Origin of the sequence: Streptomyces avidinii (genome assembly GCF_014650695.1) — a bacterium.
In the GTDB taxonomy this organism is placed as follows: domain Bacteria; phylum Actinomycetota; class Actinomycetes; order Streptomycetales; family Streptomycetaceae; genus Streptomyces; species Streptomyces avidinii.
Genome location: NZ_BMVL01000003.1, coordinates 621,197 through 636,589, shown reverse-complemented (window position 1 = coordinate 636,589; position 15,393 = coordinate 621,197). Strand labels below are relative to the sequence as shown.

Sequence of the window (15,393 nt, the reverse complement as noted above, 5' to 3'; positions counted from 1 at the left end):
GCGTCCACATTCCATGCCCGACAGGGGCGGTCACTGTCCAGTCGTGTCCGCCCCTGTCCACTCGGCCATGCCGCGCGCGTCCGTCAGCGCATCGGGGTGAACTCCCGCGAGGCGATGAAGGACGGGCGCCGGACCGGGGCCGCGAAGGGCTCCGCGGGCAGGTTCTCCACGCTGTTGAACACCAGGAAGACGTTGCTGCGGGGGTAGGGCGTGATGTTGTCCCCGGAACCGTGCATCGCGTTGCAGTCGAACCAGGTGGCCGATCCGGCGGCTCCGGTGAACTGCCGGATGCCGCAGGCGGAGGCGAACCGGGTCAGGGCCTCGGGGGTGGGCGTTCCGGCGTCCTGCATCTGCAGCGACTTCTTGTAGTTGTCCTTCGGCGTCGCGCCCGCACAACCGAGGAACGTCCGGTGCGAACCCGGCATGATCATCAGGCTGCCGTTGGTCGTGTGGTTCGGCGTGAGGGCGATGGACACCGAGACGGTCCTCATGCGGGGCAGGCCGTCCTCGGCGTGCCAGGTCTCGAAGTCGGAGTGCCAGTAGAAGCCGCTCGCGCCGAAGCCGGGCTTGGCGTTGATGCGGGACTGGTGGACGTACACGTCGGAACCGAGGATCTGCCGGGCCCGGTCGGCGAGCCGCGGGTCGGCGGCGAGCCGTGCGAAGACCTCGCTGATGCGGTGGACCTCGAAGACCGAGCGGACCTCGCCCGATCCTGGTTCCACGATGGCCCGTTCGTCGGCCCGGACGGCGGGGTCGCTCACCAGCCGGTCCATCTCGGCCCGGTACTCCTCGACCTCCTCCGGGCCGATCAGCTGCTCGGCGGTGAGGAAACCGTCGCGTTCGAAGTCCTCGAGCTCGCGCGCCCAGAACGGTCCGGGGGTGCCGGGTTCGGACCACACGACGGGGTCCTTGCGGCCGATGAGGACTTCTTCGGAGCCCCGGGTGGGGTAAAGGTCGGCGAGGGTGCGTTCGGAGACAGTGGTCATGGTGGTGCTTGCCTCTCCTCTCGGTGTCGGTGGGTTGCTGCGGAGTCGGTCAGACCGGGTCCGGTTCGGTGAGCAGCGGGTACACGCCGTTCTCGTCGTGGTCCTCGCGGCCGGTGACCGGCGGGTTGAAGACGCACAGGCAGCGGAACTCGCGGACGACGCGCAGGGTGTGGCGCTCGTGGCCGTCGAGCAGGTAGACGGTGCCGGGCGTGATGGTGTGCCTCTCGCCGGTCTCCTCGTCGGTGAGTTCGGCCTCGCCCTCGACGCACACGACCGCCTCGACGTGGTTCGCGTACCACATGGACGTCTCGGTGCCGGCGTACAGGACGGTCTCGTGGAGGGAGAAGCCGACGCGTTCCTTCGCCAGGATGACGCGCTTGCTCTCCCAGGTGCCCGACGCCGCCCTGACGTGGCGGTCGGTGCCCTCGATGTCCTGGAAGGATCGGACGATCACGGTGGTGCTGCCTTTCGTGGTGCGGGGCGTTCCTGTCGGGGCCCGGTGGTGGCGGGTGGGGTGGGGGCGGCGGGTCAGCCCGTCTCGCGGACGGAGCGCGCGAGGATGTCGAGGCCCTCGTCGAGCTCGTCCGCCGACACGGTGAGCGGCGGCAGCAGCTTGACCACCTCGCTCTCGGGCCCGGAGGTCTCGACGAGCAGGCCGTGCTCGAAGGCCCGGTGGCACACCTCGGCGGCGCGCTCCTTGCGGGTGAACTCGATGCCCCACACCATGCCGCGGCCGCGGTACGAGGCGCCGTCCCGCTCGTGGTCGGCGCACAGGTCGACGAGCGCCCGCTCGATGCGGTTGCCCTGGACACGGGTGCGTTCGCGCAGGACACCGTCGCGCCAGTACGTCTGGAGTGCGGCGGTCGCCGTGACGAAGGCGGGGTTGTTGCCTCGGAACGTGCCGTTGTGCTCGCCCGGCTCCCAGATGTCGAGCTCCGGCTTGAACAGGCAGAGCGACATGGGCAGTCCGTAGCCGCTGATGGACTTCGAGACGGTGACGATGTCGGGTGTGATGCCCGCCTCCTCGAAGGAGAAGAAGTCACCCGTGCGGCCGCAGCCCATCTGGACGTCGTCGACGATCAGCAGCATGTCGCGGCGGCGGCACAGATCGGCGAGGGCACGCAGCCACTCCGCGCGCGCCACGTTGACCCCGCCCTCGCCCTGTACGGTCTCGACGATCACGGCGGCCGGGTCGTTCAGGCCGGACCCGCTGTCCTCCAGGAGCCGCTCGAACCAGAGGAAGTCCGGGATCCGGCCACCGAGGTAGTTGTCGAAGGGCATGGGCGTGCTGTGGACCAGCGGTATGCCGGCGCCCGCGCGCTTGAAGGCGTTGCCGGTGACGGCGAGCGAGCCCAGGGACATCCCGTGGAAGGCGTTGGTGAAGGAGACGACCGCCTCGCGTCCCTTGGCCTTGCGCGCCAGCTTCAGCGCCGCCTCGACAGCGTTGGTGCCGGTGGGGCCCGGGAACATCACCTTGTACGGCAGTGCGCGCGGGGCGAGGACGGTGGAGTGGAAGGTCTCCAGGAAGGCCCGCTTGGCGGTCGTCGACATGTCCAGGGCGTGCGTGATGCCGTCGCGCGCGATGTAGTCGAGCAGCGCCTGTTTGAGCACGGGGTTGTTGTGCCCGTAGTTGAGGGAGCCGGCGCCTGCGAAGAAGTCCAGGTAGGAGCGGCCGTTCTCGTCGTAGAGGCGGCTTCCTTCCGCGCGGTCGAAGACGACGGGCCAGGCGCGGCAGTAGCTGCGCACCTCCGACTCGACGGTGTCGAAGACGGTCGGCACGGGTGCTGTCGTGGTCAAGGGGGCTGCCTCTCCTCGGTGTCCGGAGACGGACGGTGGTGGACGTGGTGTTCGGCGTTCGGCGTTCGGCGTTCGGCGTTCGGCGTTCGGCGGAGCTCGCGGTGGTCAGCGGGCCAGGGGCGCGATGCGGTGGAGCACCTCGGCGTCGTGGTGTCCGGCGCCGCCGGGGAAGTGCTCCTCGGCGAAGAGGACTTCCCGGGCGAGGTGGGCGCCGTGGCGTTCGGCGTAGGACGCGAAGAGCCGCTCCGAGGCGGTGTTCCCCGGGCTGATGGTGGTCTCCAGCGCGTCGAGCACGTGCTCGGCGGCGACGCGTGCGGTGAGGTGGTCCAGGAGGTACCCGGCGATCCCCTGCCCGCGGGCGTCGGCGTCGACGGCGACCTGCCAGATCAGCAGGGTGGCCGGGGTGTCGGGCCGCAGGTACCCGGTGACGAAGCCGACGGGCCGACCGTCGCCGTCGCGGGCGACGGCGGAGGTCGCGGCGAAGTCGCGGCACCAGAGCAGGTAGCTGTAGGGCGAGTTGACGTCCAGCGTCTTCGCATCGCGGGCGATGCGCCAGAGGTCGGGGCCGTCGCACAGGTCGGGGCGGTCGGCCCGGATTCCGGGTGGGTTCGTCGTGGGGGCGGCGGTTCGGGGGCGGGTGGCCAGGTCTGCATGAGCACCGGTCATGCGGGCCGAAGCTACCGATCATCGGCTGAAAAGACATGCGCGAACGGGGTTCCGCCTGCCGTGCGTTCGTGTTATCCGGCAGCGGCGCCGAGGCGAGTCGGGCCCACCCTCCCCCACGGAGAAAACCTGCATTTATCAGGACAAGCCATCCCAAATTTTGGAAAGATAACGGAACTATAACGTCTTTGTCCTGTGCCATATTTACGGTGTGAAAGCCACGACATTCCCCTGTTCCCCCGTTTCGGATCGGAAGAACGGGAAAGGCGAGTCGCCCTTTCGGCCCGTCGGGTGTCCCGCACGGTCGGACGGTACAAAGGGGTATGAGCGAGCAACGGCGACCCGCGGATCCGTCACCCGCCGCGGACGAGGTCGACGAGGTGACGCACGCGGTCCTGGCCGCTTCCCAACTGCTCGCGTCCATCGGGTCCCGGGCCCTGGCGGCCGCCGGGTACGGGGGCCGCGACGGCCACGGGGTCACGCCCGCGCAGTTCCGCATGCTCGAGGTCCTGGTGGCCCACGGGCACGTGAAACTGGTCGCCCTCGCGGGGGCGATGGCGGTCAACCCGTCGACCGCGATGCGCATGGTCGACCGGTTGATCGCCGCGGGCCTGGCGGACCGCAGGCCCAACCGGGAGAACCGGCGGGAGACGTCGCTCACCGCCACGGACTCCGGCCTGCGGCTGGTGGCCGCGGTGACGGCCCGGCGCAGGGCGGAGACGGCCGCCGCCCTCGCGCGGCTCGGGCCCGCCGAACGCGCCGTACTGGTCGGCGCCCTCGGCGCGTTCACCGCCGCGGGTGCGCAGCCCGCCGAGGGCGGACCCCACGCCTTCCCGGACCTCCTCGGGTGCGCGGGGCCGTACGTCCTGGGCTGAGGCGGGCCGCCCCTCGGCCGCGGCCCGCCTCCGTTGCGCCTACGGCTGCGACCGGGGCTACGGCCGGCTGTCGAGCCGGCTCAGGTCATGGGCGTAGAGCACCCGCTGGCAGAAGTCCGCGCCGGCCGGATCTCCGGGGCCCGGATTCGCCCGGCAGTCGTCCGCCGAGCCCGGACGGTGTTCGGAGAGGGACCACAGGCGTCCCGTGCCGCGCTCGACGTACAGGTCCTCGGCGCCCCGGGCGGTCTTGACGGCCTGGCCGTTCTGGACGAGCCGGCCGTCACTCCATTGATAGCGCCAGAGGTTGCCCGGCTCGTCCGTGCCCTTGGACTCGTTCACGTACAGCGTTCCCTTGTACGCCGCCGCGCCCTGGGCGCCGCCGTTGGCCAGGGGCAGGTAGTTGGCCCAGCCCTGGGCGGTCACATCCGAGGAGCGCCCCTCCAGGGCCGCTACCGGGTACGAGGCGATACGGCCCGTGGAGGGGTAGCCGCTCTCCGGACGGCAGTACTCGCCCATGACGAGGCGGTCCGGGACCGTACTGCGGTCCAGGGAGATGTAGGACGCCTTCGGGGCGCCGGTGGAGACACAGGCGTAGGAACCCTTGGGGTTGCTCTGCGCCGCCTTGAACTTCCACGCCGCCACCTGCGGCATGACGTAGCGGTAGCCGAAGCTGTACCAGACGTTGTCGTGCCGGCCGACCTTCGTCTTGTCCTCGACGTCGGCGGTGGTCTTCACTCCGTCGGAGTCGGTGCCCATCGGGTCGTGCGTACTGGGGTCGTTGTCCGGGTCCAGGTCCATGATGAGGCGCATGTCGAAGACGCGCAGGCCGCCCCGCGTGTCGGCGACGTAGAGGTAGTTGCCGTACCAGACGATCCCGCCGGCGTGGACGCCCTTCTGGATCGGGTACTCGCCGGCGTGCAGGCCGTCGAACGAGACGTGGTCGGCGGAGTTCACGTAGGTCCAGCCCAGCAGGACGTGCCGGTACTTGATCTCGGGACTACCGGTGGCCGGGTTGGTCCGGCTCTGCACGAAGGTGATCCGGACGCCCTTCTGGTTGCAGGCGTCGTTGTCCTCCAGCTCGGCCGCGGTGCAGTCGCCGGCCGCCGGGTTCGGGTCGCTCTCCCGGCCCGGGTCCCAGCCGTCGTAGGAGGCGAACAGCTGGATCTTCCCGGCTGCGCCCCAGAACTCGTTGGCCTTGGCGTCGGAGACGCCGGTGAAGCCCTGCGGGACCCACTCCCGCGAGACGGAGTCGTCGTCCTTCAGGCAGTACTTGACGGCGGGGTCCGGGGCGGCGGCGAACGGGTCGCGGGAACACCCCGGCTCGATGGGGCGGTTCGCCGCGGCCAGCAGGTCCTGCACGCCCGACTCGGGCAGGACCGAGGCCAGCCGGGAGACCCGCTCGGTCGTCTCGGCGTTCATCTCGCCGGGCGACAGCGTGAAGTCGCCCGGCGAGGCGGCGCCACCGGGCACGGCAGCGGCGCGGGTACCGAAGGCCGGGAGGGCGCCCTCGGTGGCGCGGGGCTCCTGGATCCAGGAGCCCGGCTCATCGGGCGGCAGGTCCTTCGCCGTCGCCGGTCCTGCGAGACCGGTGAACGCGAGCGCTGCCGCGGCGGCGGCCGAGAGCCAGGCACGACGTATTCGACTTGAGGGCATGCGGGGGTTGCTCCGTTGCTCGTGCGACAGGTGAGTCAAGCGGAGGTTTCCAGAACAGTTGCGCGGAACGCAAGGGCGATCGGTTCGTCAACAAACCTGCTGAGCAGGACAGTTGACGGGAACCCTCAACGGCGGGGGTCGCGCCACATGGGCCAGAGGGTCGGTCCGCCCCCGGGAATCCGGATCTCGCCGGTGACGCGGAAGCCCAGCCCTTCGTAGAAGGGGACGTTGGTGTCCTTGCTGGACTCCAGGTAGACGGATTGCCCGAACCGGTCGCAGTCGGCCAGTTGCTGACGCAACAGCGCCGAACCGACTCCCATGCCCTGGAGTTCCCGGTCCGTCCCCACGGAGGGCAGGTACCAGTGCGGCGTCCGCGGATGGGCCTCGTGCATGGCGTTCTGGACCTCCCCGGCCCGCGTCATCCCCCGGAGGCCGAAGACGCCCGCGTACCGCGGGAGCGAGGCCAGGTCCTGGAGCGGGGAGGGCTTCCAGCGCCCGGGGCCCGACCACAGCGCGGCCGCCAGCAGCCGTCCCTCGCCCGTCGCGGCGACCCGCACCGCGCGGGCGCGCGGCCGCTGCCGGCGCTGGGCCAGTCGGAAGTACCGGGCGATCCTGCGCTCCCGGTCGGCGGCGGGGACCATCCATGCCAGGACGGGGTCGTCTGCGAAGGCGCGGGCCAGGAGCCCGGCGACCGCCCCGGACTCGGCGGGCCGTGCGCACCGGATCCCGTACCCGGCCAACCGCGGTGCTGGACGTGTGCTCATGGGCCCACGGTAGGCAGCCGGGCGGCACCGCCCGGACCCTGCGGCACGGACACGCCGTACGGCCACCCGCTCACCGCCGGGCCCCGGCGGGGGCCGGCCGATGACACGGATCCGTGCGTCCGGAATGCGCCCGTGCCGCCGCGCGCCCGGCGGCGCGGGGCGCCGTGGTCGGCGGCGGTCCGTCGGCCGAGGCACCCCGCGCGAGGTCAGGAGGTGCGCTTCAGGGTCCAGGTGTTGGGGTTGAAGCTGGGGACGGCGGAGTAGCGACAGCCGCTGGAGTAGTAGGTGTTGGTGATGGTCCAGCCCGCGGGCGGCCAGGTGGACGCGCAGGCGGCGACCTCGGTGCCGACCGGATAGCCTCTGAGGTCCTTGATCTGCTTGGTGTTGGGCGTGAAGCCGGAGCCGCAGCCGCCGCTGTTCCACCACTGCGCGTCCACCCAGCCGTCCGGGGTGAGCGTGCTGGAGCACATGGTGAGGGTGTCACCGGGTGCGGCCGATGCGGGGCTCGCGGAAATGGCGAGCGCGGTGACGGCCATGGTGGCCAGAGCGGCGGCGTATCGGGTGCGGATCACGGGGCGTTCCTCCTGGGCGCGCCGGTGTCGCCGCCGACCGTCGGCGGGCCGTGCGGCGCCGTGTCCATTGCTATCCGACCGGACAAGACTCCGGAAAGTCACCTTCTGGGCAGAACTCTGCGACGGTTTAGCGCCGCCGCGGCCCTCACCGGTCAGTAAGATCGAGGAATGTCTGACACGACCGAAACTACGCCCGGCTGGCTTACCAGGGACGAGCTGGACATGGCCCGGGCCCAGATGCCGATCCTGTACGTCGAGGCCGTCCCCGTACGCGTGGACGAGACCGGCGAAGTCACCTCCATCGGACTGCTGCTGCGGATCGGCACGGACGGGACGATCAGCCGGGCGCTGGTGTCCGGCCGTGTCATGCACCACGAGCGGATCCGTGACGCGCTGCTCCGCCACCTGGAGAAGGATCTGGGCCCGGTGGCCCTGCCCCACATTCCTGCTTCGCTCCAGCCCTTCACCGTCGCCGAGTACTTCCCCACGGCGGGCATCACTCCCTACCACGACCCGCGCCAGCACGCGGTGTCACTCGCCTACATCGTGCCCGTGACCGGTGACTGCCGTCCTCGGCAGGATGCCCTGGACCTGGTCTGGTTCAGCCCGGAGGAAGCCCTCTCGGCCGCCGTGCAGGGCGAGATGCCGGGCGGCCACGCGGCGCTGCTGAAGCAGGCCCTCGCGCACGTCGGGCGGACGTACTGAACTAACCCCGCGTCGCGTGACGCGCCCCGCGCCCGGCAGACCTGCGCCGGGCGCGGGGCCTTCCGCGTCCATCGGACCCACCGCGTCTGCGGGCTCTACGGGGTCTGGGTGGGGGTGAACCTCGTGAGGATCAGCAGGGTGTCGACGAGGTCCTCGGCGGGCGCGCCCGTCGCCAGGCGGCGCAACTGCTGCCCGAAGACCAGGGCGACGGCCACGCCCGCCAGGCGTTCGGGTTCCGCCACGCCGAGGTGGGTCAGGATCCGGGTGGCCAGCAGGTCGTAGGCGGCGAAGCACTCGGCCGCGGCGGCGCGCAGCCGTTCGTCGCGCCCGGCCTGGACGTACAGCTCGAACGGCGCGATGTGGCGGCTGTCGAAGGCGTTGCCGCCCGCGACCTGCGCCACCACCTCCGCCGCCTGCCCGATGTCGAACTGCTCGTCGGAGCACTCGTCGGCGAGCGTCGTGAAGTGCCGGGTCTCCTCGGCCACGAAGTGCAGCAGGCTCTCGCGCAGCAGCTCGTGCTGGGTCGCGAAGTGGTAGGTGACGGAACCGAGGGAGACGCCGGCCTCCTTGGCGATCCGCCGGTTGGTGACGGCGGCGATGCCGTCCTGCCCGATGATCCGCAGTACGGCGTCGATGATGCTCTGGCGGGTGTCGGAAGCATGGGGCATGGCGTAATTCTGCCCCACGCCCGACCCAACCGCCCTGGCAGGACCGGGGAGTCGATGCCGGCCGCGGTGTGGACAACGCACCACGCCGTCCCTACTGTTCGTTCGAACGAACAACTGATGGACGCCGCACGGGAGTGATCGTGGACATATCCGGATCGAACGTTCTGCTCACCGGTGCCACCGGAGGCATCGGCGCGGCCCTGGCCGCAGGCCTGACCGCGCAGGGCGCCCGGCTCACCGTCACCGGGCGGCGGGAAGAAGCCCTCAAGGCCACCGCCGACGCATGCGGAGCCCGCACCGTGGTCGCCGATCTGGCCGTACGGTCCGACGTCATACGGCTCGCCGAGAGCTGCGCCGACGCGGACATCCTCGTCGCCAACGCCGCCCTGCCCGCCAGCGGCGACCTGCTGGACTACACGGAGGACGAGCTCGACCGCGCCCTCGACGTCAATCTCCGCTCGCCCCTGCTGCTGTCCCGGCTGCTCGCCGAGCCCATGGTGGCCCGCGGCCGCGGGCACATCGTGCTGGTCGGCTCCATTTCCGGCAAGGCGGCGACCAAGTCGACCTCCCTGTACAACGCGACGAAGTTCGGGCTGCGCGGCTTCGCCCTCGCGCTCCGTCAGGAGCTCAGGGGTACGGGGGTCGGGGTGTCCCTGGTCCAGCCCGGCTTCGTCCGCGACGCCGGGATGTTCGCGGCCACCGGTGCCACCACGCCGAACGGCATCCGGACCGTCACGCCCGGCCAGGTGGCCGACGGCGTCGTACGAGCGGTGCGCCGCGACCTGTGCGAGGTCAACGTCGCGCCGCTGGAGCTGCGCCTGCTGAGCGCCATCGCCGGGCAGTTCCCCGGCTTCGCCGAGCGCGTCCAGGCCCGGTCCGGCGCTGACGGGACGGTGCGGCAGATCGTCGATGCCCAGCGCGCACGCCGCTAGGCCGGCTCTTCCGGATCCTGCCGGGCCCGCGACGCCCGGCGACGCACCGCACCGCACTGCACCGCAACGCACCGCACCGCACCGCACCGCACCGCAACGGAGTCCCGCACGCCTTCCCTTCCAGCCCACGCGAACGGAGAGCACGGCTGTGCCGAGTGAACACCTCCCGAGTGAGCACCTCCCGAGTGATGCGCCCGATCCCGGCCCGCAGTTCGAGCGCAGGTCCCTGCTCCGATTGGGGGCCCTGCTGGCCGCGGGCGGAGCCGCCGCGCTCTTACCCGCGCCGGTCGCGCACGCCACGACGCGCGGCCAGGGGACCGACACGGTGACCACCAGCTACCGGGGCCACTCCCCCCAAGGCACCGACCAGTGGGCGTACGTCGCCTTCGACGTCCCCGCCGGGGTCCAGCGGATCTCCGTCGCCACCACCCATGACGCCGCCGCCGGGATCCTGGACCTCGGCATCTTCGGCCCGTCCGGCTTCCGCGGCTGGTCGGGCGGCGCACGGTCCGGCTTCACGCTCTCCGCGGCGGACGCCACCCCCGGGTACGCGCCGGGGCCCGTCGAACCCGGCGGCTGGTCCGTCGTCCTGGGGCCCATGGTCGGCGCCGCCGGCGGTATGGCCTGGCAGGTGGACGTCACCCTGCACCACGGGGACCCGCTGCCCCGGGCCCCGTACGACATCCTGCCGACGGCGGTGGCCGGGCGGGGGCCCGGCTGGTACCGGGGCGACCTGCACCTGCACAGCGTGCACTCCGACGGGCAGCGCACGGTGGACGAGATCGTCGCGGCCGCCCGCCAGGAGGGGATGCACTTCATCGCCACGTCCGACCACAACACCAGCTCCACCGGCGTGACCTGGCGCGGCAACGTCCCGACCGACCTGCTGGTCATCAACGCCGAGGAGGTCACCACCCGGCACGGCCACTGGCTGGCCGTCGGTCTGCCGCAGGGCGAATGGGTGGACTGGCGCTACGGCCCCGCGAACCCGGGGGTGTTCGAGAGCCACGCCCGCCGCGTGCACAGCCTGGGTGGACTCACCATTGCCGCCCATCCCCTCACTCCCGCGGCGGGATCCTTCTGGGAGTTCGGCCTCGACCGGGTGGACGCGCTGGAGGTGTGGAACGGGCCCTGGACCCTGGACGACGCGGCCAACATCGCCGCCTGGCACGTCATGCTCTGCCTCGGCAAGCGGGTCGCCGCCGTCGGCAACAGCGACGCGCACAGCCCCGCGGACGCCGTCGGCCGCCCCCACAACGTGGTGCACGCCGCCAGTCTGTCGACGCCCGCCGTGCTGGACGCACTGCGCCTGGGCCGGTCCTACGCCGTCGAATCCGCGGCCGTGACCCTCGACTTCACCGCCCGGACCGGCGGGTCGGTCGCGGGACCCGGCGAGGAGCTTCCCCTGTCGTTCTTCGACGCCGTCGACGTGACCCTGAATGTGACGGGCGCCCCGGACAGCATCGCCACGCTGTACACCGAGTGGGGCATCATGGCCGCCACCTGGATCGACGGCAGCGGCCGGGGGCAACTGCGCTGGCGCGGCTGGGGCAAGGCCTCCATGTTCGTCCGCGCCGAGGTGCGCCGGCCCAAGCCCGCGTCCACCACGCTGGACCAACTGGTGGCCATCACCAACCCGGTGTGGTTCTATTCCGCGCAACTGCCCCCGTACGACGTCGAACAGCGGGTGCTCTTCCACACCGCGCGGCGCCCCGACGGCGCGTGGAGCAGCATGCGTCCGCTGCCGGGTGCCGAGGGCGCCGGATCGTTCGCGGGGGTGCAGAGCGCCGCGGCCGGCCTGCCGGACGGCTCGGTCGTGGTGCTGGGCATCGCGCCCGACAACGGTCTGTGGCTGACCACCGTACGGGGTTCGGCCACGCTCCAGCCCTGGCAGCGCGTCCCGGGGCCGGACGGCTCGACCGGGTTCACCGTCCGCGAGGCCGATATCGCGGCCTTCCCCGACGGGACCTGCCAGCTCGTGGTGACGGCCATGGACGGCACCACCTACCACCAGCTCCGGCGCGCCGACGGCGGGTTGCCCGGGTTCCGGCCCCTGCCCGGGCTCACCGCGAAGAGCCGCTGGGGCGCGACGAAGGTGTCGATCACGGCCATGCCCGACGGGTCCGCCCAGCTGCTGAGTTACGGCACGGACGGTGCCATGTACCACTGCGTGCGCGGGCGGGACGGTACGTGGACCCCCTGGGGGCGGCCGGCCGGCTACAACGGGGCCCCGACGTTCGCCGGACCGGCCCTGGCCATCACCGGAATGCCCGACGGGTCCGCCCAGGTCCTCGCGATCGGGCTCGACGGGATCGTGTACCACCAGCTGCGGCGGGCGGACGGCTCGTGGACCGGGTTCCGGCCCCCGCGGGGCGTCACCACGCCCACGATGGGGGCGAGCGCCATCGGCATCGCGGGGACGCCCGACGGCTCCGCCCAGGTGGTGGCGGTCGGGCTCGACGGACGGATCTGGCACAACGTCAGGAGGCCGGACGGCTCCTGGACGCCGTTCGCGCAGATACCCGGCCCGAACGGCAGGGACGCCTTCCCGGCGGGGCAGGTCCGCATCACCGCCCTGCGGGACGGCTCCGCTCACGTGACGGCGGTCAGCGCGGGCTAGAGGCCGTCTCCTTCGGATCTTGTCGGCCGAGCCCGCGGCGTCCGGCGGCGTGCATCGCACGGCGGAGGGTCGTCTTGTACTGGACGTACCGGGGCGGGCCCGACAACGCAGCGAGGTGCGATGCCGGGCGCCGCGGGCCCGGCAAGATCCGGAAGAGCCGGCCCAGGCCGACGCCCCGGCTCCGGTCCCTCGTTCCGGTCAGCAGTCCCCTGTCACCGGCCCTGGCCCTGGCCCTGGCCGTCCGGCGCGGGGTTGCGGAGCGGGGCGTGGACGATCACGTGCCCGGCGCAGTGGCCCTGGCTGCGCAGCACCCGTACCACGCCGTCGCCGAAGGTCCGGCCGGTGCCGTCATCCCCCGAACCAGCCGGGGCACGGCGTACGCTCCCCCGCCGCCGAGCGCACGCCGCACCCCGGACCGCCGCATCGTCACTCCTGCCGCAGGTTCGTGACCAGCTCGCGCGGCAGCCCGTGGGTGTCGTGGAGGTAGTGGAGGTCCTCCTGGGTCAGCGGTCCCCGGAACCGGGGGCGGGCGAGCACCTGTCGTCCGCGCTCCAGGAGCCGGCGGAACCGGTGCTCCTCCTCCAGCAGGATCCGGACCACGTCACCCGGCCGCATGTCCTGCCGGAAGCGGTCCAGGGTGTGCCGCACCAGCTCGTCCGGCAGGTCTCCGACGCCGCGCGAGGGGTCGTCCCGCCACAACAGGGTGAGCACCCGTCGCACCAGGCGTCGCAGGACGTAGCCCCGGCCGGTGTTGGCCGGGCGCACGCCGTCCCCAAGGACCACGACGGCCGAGCGCAGGTGGTCGCAGACCACGCGCAACGACGTTTCGTCCAGGGGCCACACGGTCGGCACGAGGCCGCGCCAGGGGTCGAAGACGTCGCATTCGAACACGGACGAATTGCCCTGGAGCAGTGAGGCGAGCCGCTCCAGGCCGAGGCCGGTGTCCACGTTGCGCCGGGGAAGGGGTACGAGGGAACCGTCGTCGAGCCGGCGGTGACTCATCGTCACGTGGTTCCACACCTCGACCCAGCGGTCGTCGCCGGTGGGTGTCGACCGGGGCGGGCCGTCACCGCTCCACAGGAAGATCTCCGAGTCGGGGCCGCACGGTCCGACGGGGCCGTTGGACCACCAGTTGTCCTCCACCGTGAGCTCGACGGGGACGCCGCGGTCCTGCCACAGCCGCAGGGAAGCGGTGTCCGGTCCGGTCCCGGTCCGTTCGTCGCCGGCGTGGACGGTGGCGTACAGCCTGCCGGGATCGATGCCCAGTCCCTCGGTGAGGAGCCCGTACCCCCAGTCGAGACTGACCGGGCCGTCGTAGTCGCCCAGTGACCAGGTGCCGAGCATCTCGAAGACCGTGAGGTGGGTGGGGTCGCCGACCTCCTCCAGGTCCGTGGTGCGCAGACAGCGCTGGACGTTGACGAGCCGCCGGCCGAGCGGGTGGGGCCGGCCCTCCAGGTACGGAGTGAGCGGGTGCATGCCGGAGGTGGTGAAGAGGACGGGGTCGCCGGGCGGTGGCAGCAGCGTCGAGCCGACGATGCGGCGGTGGCCGCGTTCCTCGAAGTACTCGACGAACGTGTCGGCCAGCTGGTCGGTATGCATGGGGGTGACTCCTTCGCAGGGGAGCGGGAGAGGCACCGGAGAACGGGACCGTCCGGTCTCCGACCGGGGCAGCAGCGCCCACGGCACAGCCGACGGACCGTTGTCCGGTCGCCGGGGAGAGGGAAGGGGTACGTCAGGCGGCGGCAACCGGCGAGCTGGTCGCTCGCGCGGTCGCGGTGCTGCGGGGGCCGTTGACGTTCATGCCGGTCACCATAACGCGGGACGGCCGCCGGGGCGCAGGCTTTTACCGGCGGCGCCCCGGGGGCGGCCCGGCTACCGGGTCCTGGTCTCCTTCACCACCCACGCCAGGTATTCCTCAGAGGCCGCGGTGGTCGGCAGCACGATCCACTGCGGCACCTCGTACGGGTGGCGCTCGTGCACCCACGTCTGCAGCTCGGCGACCTTCTCGGCGGTCGTCTTGAAGGAGAGCCGGTACTCCCGCTCGTGCTGCACGGCGTCCTTCCACCAGTAGAAGGAGGTCATCCGTGCGTCGACGTGCACACCGGCCGCCAGCCGGGCCTCCACCGCGGCCCGTGCCATCTCGTACGCCTTGTCCTCGTCGTCCACGGTCGTCTGCACGATCACGATGCTCGCCACGTCGGTCCTCCTCGATCGGTTCCGGCCACCCTACGGCCGGTGTCCCCGCCGCCCGGGCGGCGGTCGCCCGGTGAGGGCCGGCTCGCATCGTCAGGTGCGTTCGAGCATCCGGCGGCGCAGGGTGTCGTAGAGGGGTTCGCTCCCCAGACGGTTCGCGGTCACCGTCGCGGCGAAGCACGCGATCAGCAACGGCAGCAGGAGCACGCCGGCACCCGTCATCTCCACGACCAGGACGACGCCGGTGAGCGGGGCCCGTACGACGCCCGTGAACACGCCAGCGCGCCCACCCCGGCCCCGATGGCCGCCGCGCGCACGACGAGCGGCACCCGGGTGAGCCGATCGCACACCTCCAGGGTTCGTACGACCAGCGCGCTGTACGCGGCGCCCGGCGCCCCGGCCGTCACCCCCGGCAGCAGGAAGCCCGCGCCTCCGAGCGCGGTGTGCAGCATGCGGGCGTCCTCGGGCTCCAGCCGGCGGGGAGCTGGTGGTCGGTCCGTCCGCCTACGGCCCCACGCGTAGGTGCGGTCTCAGCCTGCGGAGCTGCCGGCGGCGGGGGCCGCGCGTACCGCGGCGAGCGCGAACGCGTGGCCGGCCGGATCGGCGTAGCGGCGCAGGACGGTGCGGCTGCCCGACAGACTCCCGTCGTCCTCGGCGGCCACCGGGCGGGCCCCGAGGGCCACGGCCTCGCGCTCGGCCTCGTCGAGGGACCGCTCCTCCACGAGGATGCACAGGTGGGCCTGTTGGGAGCCCTCCGGGAGCGGCCAGCTCGGCGGGACGTGGCCCGGGTCACGGCGGATTCCGACCACCACGCCGGTGCGGCCGGTGACGAGGAGGAGCTCCCCGTCGCCCGGGGCCGGTCCGGTCGTGGCTCCGAGCAGCTCGGCGTAGAACCGTGCCAGCAGCTCGGGCTCGGCGCTGTCGAGGACGAGGACGGTCGTCTTGGTTACGGTCATGCACCCCGT

At 72.2% G+C, this 15,393-nt stretch carries 16 protein-coding genes; 4 read left to right on the top strand and 12 right to left on the bottom strand.

All coding sequences use genetic code 11. The features are described 5' to 3' along the window. Nucleotides 1-83: 83 nt before the first annotated feature. The 4 genes from thpD to ectA all read right to left on the bottom strand — a co-directional run bounded on the left by thpD (nucleotide 84) and on the right by ectA (nucleotide 3,449). Complete coding sequence (gene thpD, locus IE257_RS11000; protein WP_189967227.1) at nucleotides 84-986, bottom strand: ectoine hydroxylase; 903 nt, start codon at nucleotides 984-986, stop codon at nucleotides 84-86. 49 nt (nucleotides 987-1,035) lie between these two features. Then, a complete protein-coding gene (locus IE257_RS10995; RefSeq protein WP_189967225.1) occupies nucleotides 1,036-1,440 on the bottom strand; it encodes an ectoine synthase in 405 nt (134 codons plus the stop codon). A 74-nt stretch (nucleotides 1,441-1,514) separates the two neighbouring features. After that, nucleotides 1,515-2,783, bottom strand: a complete 1,269-nt coding sequence (ectB, locus tag IE257_RS10990; RefSeq protein ID WP_189967223.1) for a diaminobutyrate--2-oxoglutarate transaminase — start codon at nucleotides 2,781-2,783, stop codon at nucleotides 1,515-1,517. A 105-nt stretch (nucleotides 2,784-2,888) separates the two neighbouring features. Beyond that, a complete protein-coding gene (gene ectA, locus IE257_RS10985) occupies nucleotides 2,889-3,449 on the bottom strand; it encodes a diaminobutyrate acetyltransferase (RefSeq protein ID WP_189967219.1) in 561 nt (186 codons plus the stop codon). 320 nt (nucleotides 3,450-3,769) lie between these two features. On the opposite strand from ectA, the gene IE257_RS10980 reads away from it, so the two are divergent. Beyond that, a complete protein-coding gene (locus IE257_RS10980) occupies nucleotides 3,770-4,321 on the top strand; it encodes a MarR family winged helix-turn-helix transcriptional regulator (protein ID WP_189967217.1) in 552 nt (183 codons plus the stop codon). Nucleotides 4,322-4,378: 57 nt separating this feature from the next. On the opposite strand, the gene IE257_RS10975 is transcribed toward IE257_RS10980, so the two are convergent. From IE257_RS10975 to IE257_RS10965, 3 genes are all read right to left on the bottom strand, one after another. Next, nucleotides 4,379-5,974: a hypothetical protein gene (locus tag IE257_RS10975; RefSeq protein WP_189967215.1), complete on the bottom strand. Its 1,596-nt coding sequence runs from the start codon at nucleotides 5,972-5,974 to the stop codon at nucleotides 4,379-4,381. A 125-nt stretch (nucleotides 5,975-6,099) separates the two neighbouring features. After that, nucleotides 6,100-6,738 carry a GNAT family N-acetyltransferase gene (locus IE257_RS10970; protein ID WP_189967213.1) on the bottom strand — a complete coding sequence of 213 codons (639 nt, stop codon included), beginning with the start codon at nucleotides 6,736-6,738 and terminating at the stop codon, nucleotides 6,100-6,102. Nucleotides 6,739-6,944: 206 nt separating this feature from the next. Continuing rightward, nucleotides 6,945-7,310 (bottom strand): hypothetical protein, encoded by a 366-nt coding sequence (locus IE257_RS10965; protein ID WP_229920255.1) that lies wholly within the window; start codon nucleotides 7,308-7,310, stop codon nucleotides 6,945-6,947. Between the two features lie 168 nt (nucleotides 7,311-7,478). Between IE257_RS10965 and IE257_RS10960 the strand changes: the two genes are divergently transcribed. Continuing rightward, nucleotides 7,479-8,015, top strand: a complete 537-nt coding sequence (locus IE257_RS10960) for an NUDIX hydrolase family protein (protein ID WP_189967211.1) — start codon at nucleotides 7,479-7,481, stop codon at nucleotides 8,013-8,015. 95 nt (nucleotides 8,016-8,110) lie between these two features. Here the strand turns inward: IE257_RS10960 and IE257_RS10955 are convergent, their stop codons facing one another. Then, nucleotides 8,111-8,683, bottom strand: coding sequence for a TetR/AcrR family transcriptional regulator (locus IE257_RS10955; protein WP_189967209.1), 573 nt, complete (start codon nucleotides 8,681-8,683; stop codon nucleotides 8,111-8,113). 140 nt (nucleotides 8,684-8,823) lie between these two features. Between IE257_RS10955 and IE257_RS10950 the strand changes: the two genes are divergently transcribed. Together IE257_RS10950 and IE257_RS10945 are read left to right on the top strand one after the other, a co-directional pair. Then, nucleotides 8,824-9,615, top strand: a complete 792-nt coding sequence (locus tag IE257_RS10950; protein ID WP_189967207.1) for an SDR family NAD(P)-dependent oxidoreductase — start codon at nucleotides 8,824-8,826, stop codon at nucleotides 9,613-9,615. A gap of 148 nt (nucleotides 9,616-9,763) precedes the next feature. Then, on the top strand, nucleotides 9,764-12,235 hold the full coding sequence (locus tag IE257_RS10945) for a CehA/McbA family metallohydrolase (RefSeq protein WP_189967205.1): 2,472 nt from the start codon (nucleotides 9,764-9,766) through the stop codon (nucleotides 12,233-12,235). Between the two features lie 426 nt (nucleotides 12,236-12,661). On the opposite strand, the gene IE257_RS10940 is transcribed toward IE257_RS10945, so the two are convergent. From IE257_RS10940 to IE257_RS10925, 4 genes are all read right to left on the bottom strand, one after another. After that, nucleotides 12,662-13,834: an alanine--tRNA ligase-related protein gene (locus IE257_RS10940; protein WP_189967203.1), complete on the bottom strand. Its 1,173-nt coding sequence runs from the start codon at nucleotides 13,832-13,834 to the stop codon at nucleotides 12,662-12,664. Between the two features lie 273 nt (nucleotides 13,835-14,107). Next, nucleotides 14,108-14,431 carry a divalent-cation tolerance protein CutA gene (gene cutA / locus IE257_RS10935; RefSeq protein WP_189967201.1) on the bottom strand — a complete coding sequence of 108 codons (324 nt, stop codon included), beginning with the start codon at nucleotides 14,429-14,431 and terminating at the stop codon, nucleotides 14,108-14,110. A 90-nt stretch (nucleotides 14,432-14,521) separates the two neighbouring features. After that, nucleotides 14,522-14,704 (bottom strand): chloride channel protein, encoded by a 183-nt coding sequence (locus IE257_RS10930; protein ID WP_209468372.1) that lies wholly within the window; start codon nucleotides 14,702-14,704, stop codon nucleotides 14,522-14,524. 254 nt (nucleotides 14,705-14,958) lie between these two features. Beyond that, entirely contained in the window at nucleotides 14,959-15,384 is a 426-nt protein-coding gene (locus tag IE257_RS10925; RefSeq protein ID WP_189967197.1) for a VOC family protein, read from the bottom strand. Nucleotides 15,385-15,393 lie beyond the last annotated feature (9 nt).

Coding starts and splice junctions, on each gene's coding strand:
- IE257_RS10970 (WP_189967213.1), bottom strand. CDS start 6,738: ATGAGCACACGTCCAGCACCGCGGTTGGCCGGGTACGGGATCCGGTGC.
- IE257_RS10975 (WP_189967215.1), bottom strand. CDS start 5,974: ATGCCCTCAAGTCGAATACGTCGTGCCTGGCTCTCGGCCGCCGCCGCG.
- thpD (WP_189967227.1), bottom strand. CDS start 986: ATGACCACTGTCTCCGAACGCACCCTCGCCGACCTTTACCCCACCCGG.
- IE257_RS10955 (WP_189967209.1), bottom strand. CDS start 8,683: ATGCCCCATGCTTCCGACACCCGCCAGAGCATCATCGACGCCGTACTG.
- IE257_RS10925 (WP_189967197.1), bottom strand. CDS start 15,384: ATGACCGTAACCAAGACGACCGTCCTCGTCCTCGACAGCGCCGAGCCC.
- IE257_RS10980 (WP_189967217.1), top strand. CDS start 3,770: ATGAGCGAGCAACGGCGACCCGCGGATCCGTCACCCGCCGCGGACGAG.
- IE257_RS10940 (WP_189967203.1), bottom strand. CDS start 13,834: ATGCATACCGACCAGCTGGCCGACACGTTCGTCGAGTACTTCGAGGAA.
- ectA (WP_189967219.1), bottom strand. CDS start 3,449: ATGACCGGTGCTCATGCAGACCTGGCCACCCGCCCCCGAACCGCCGCC.
- IE257_RS10960 (WP_189967211.1), top strand. CDS start 7,479: ATGTCTGACACGACCGAAACTACGCCCGGCTGGCTTACCAGGGACGAG.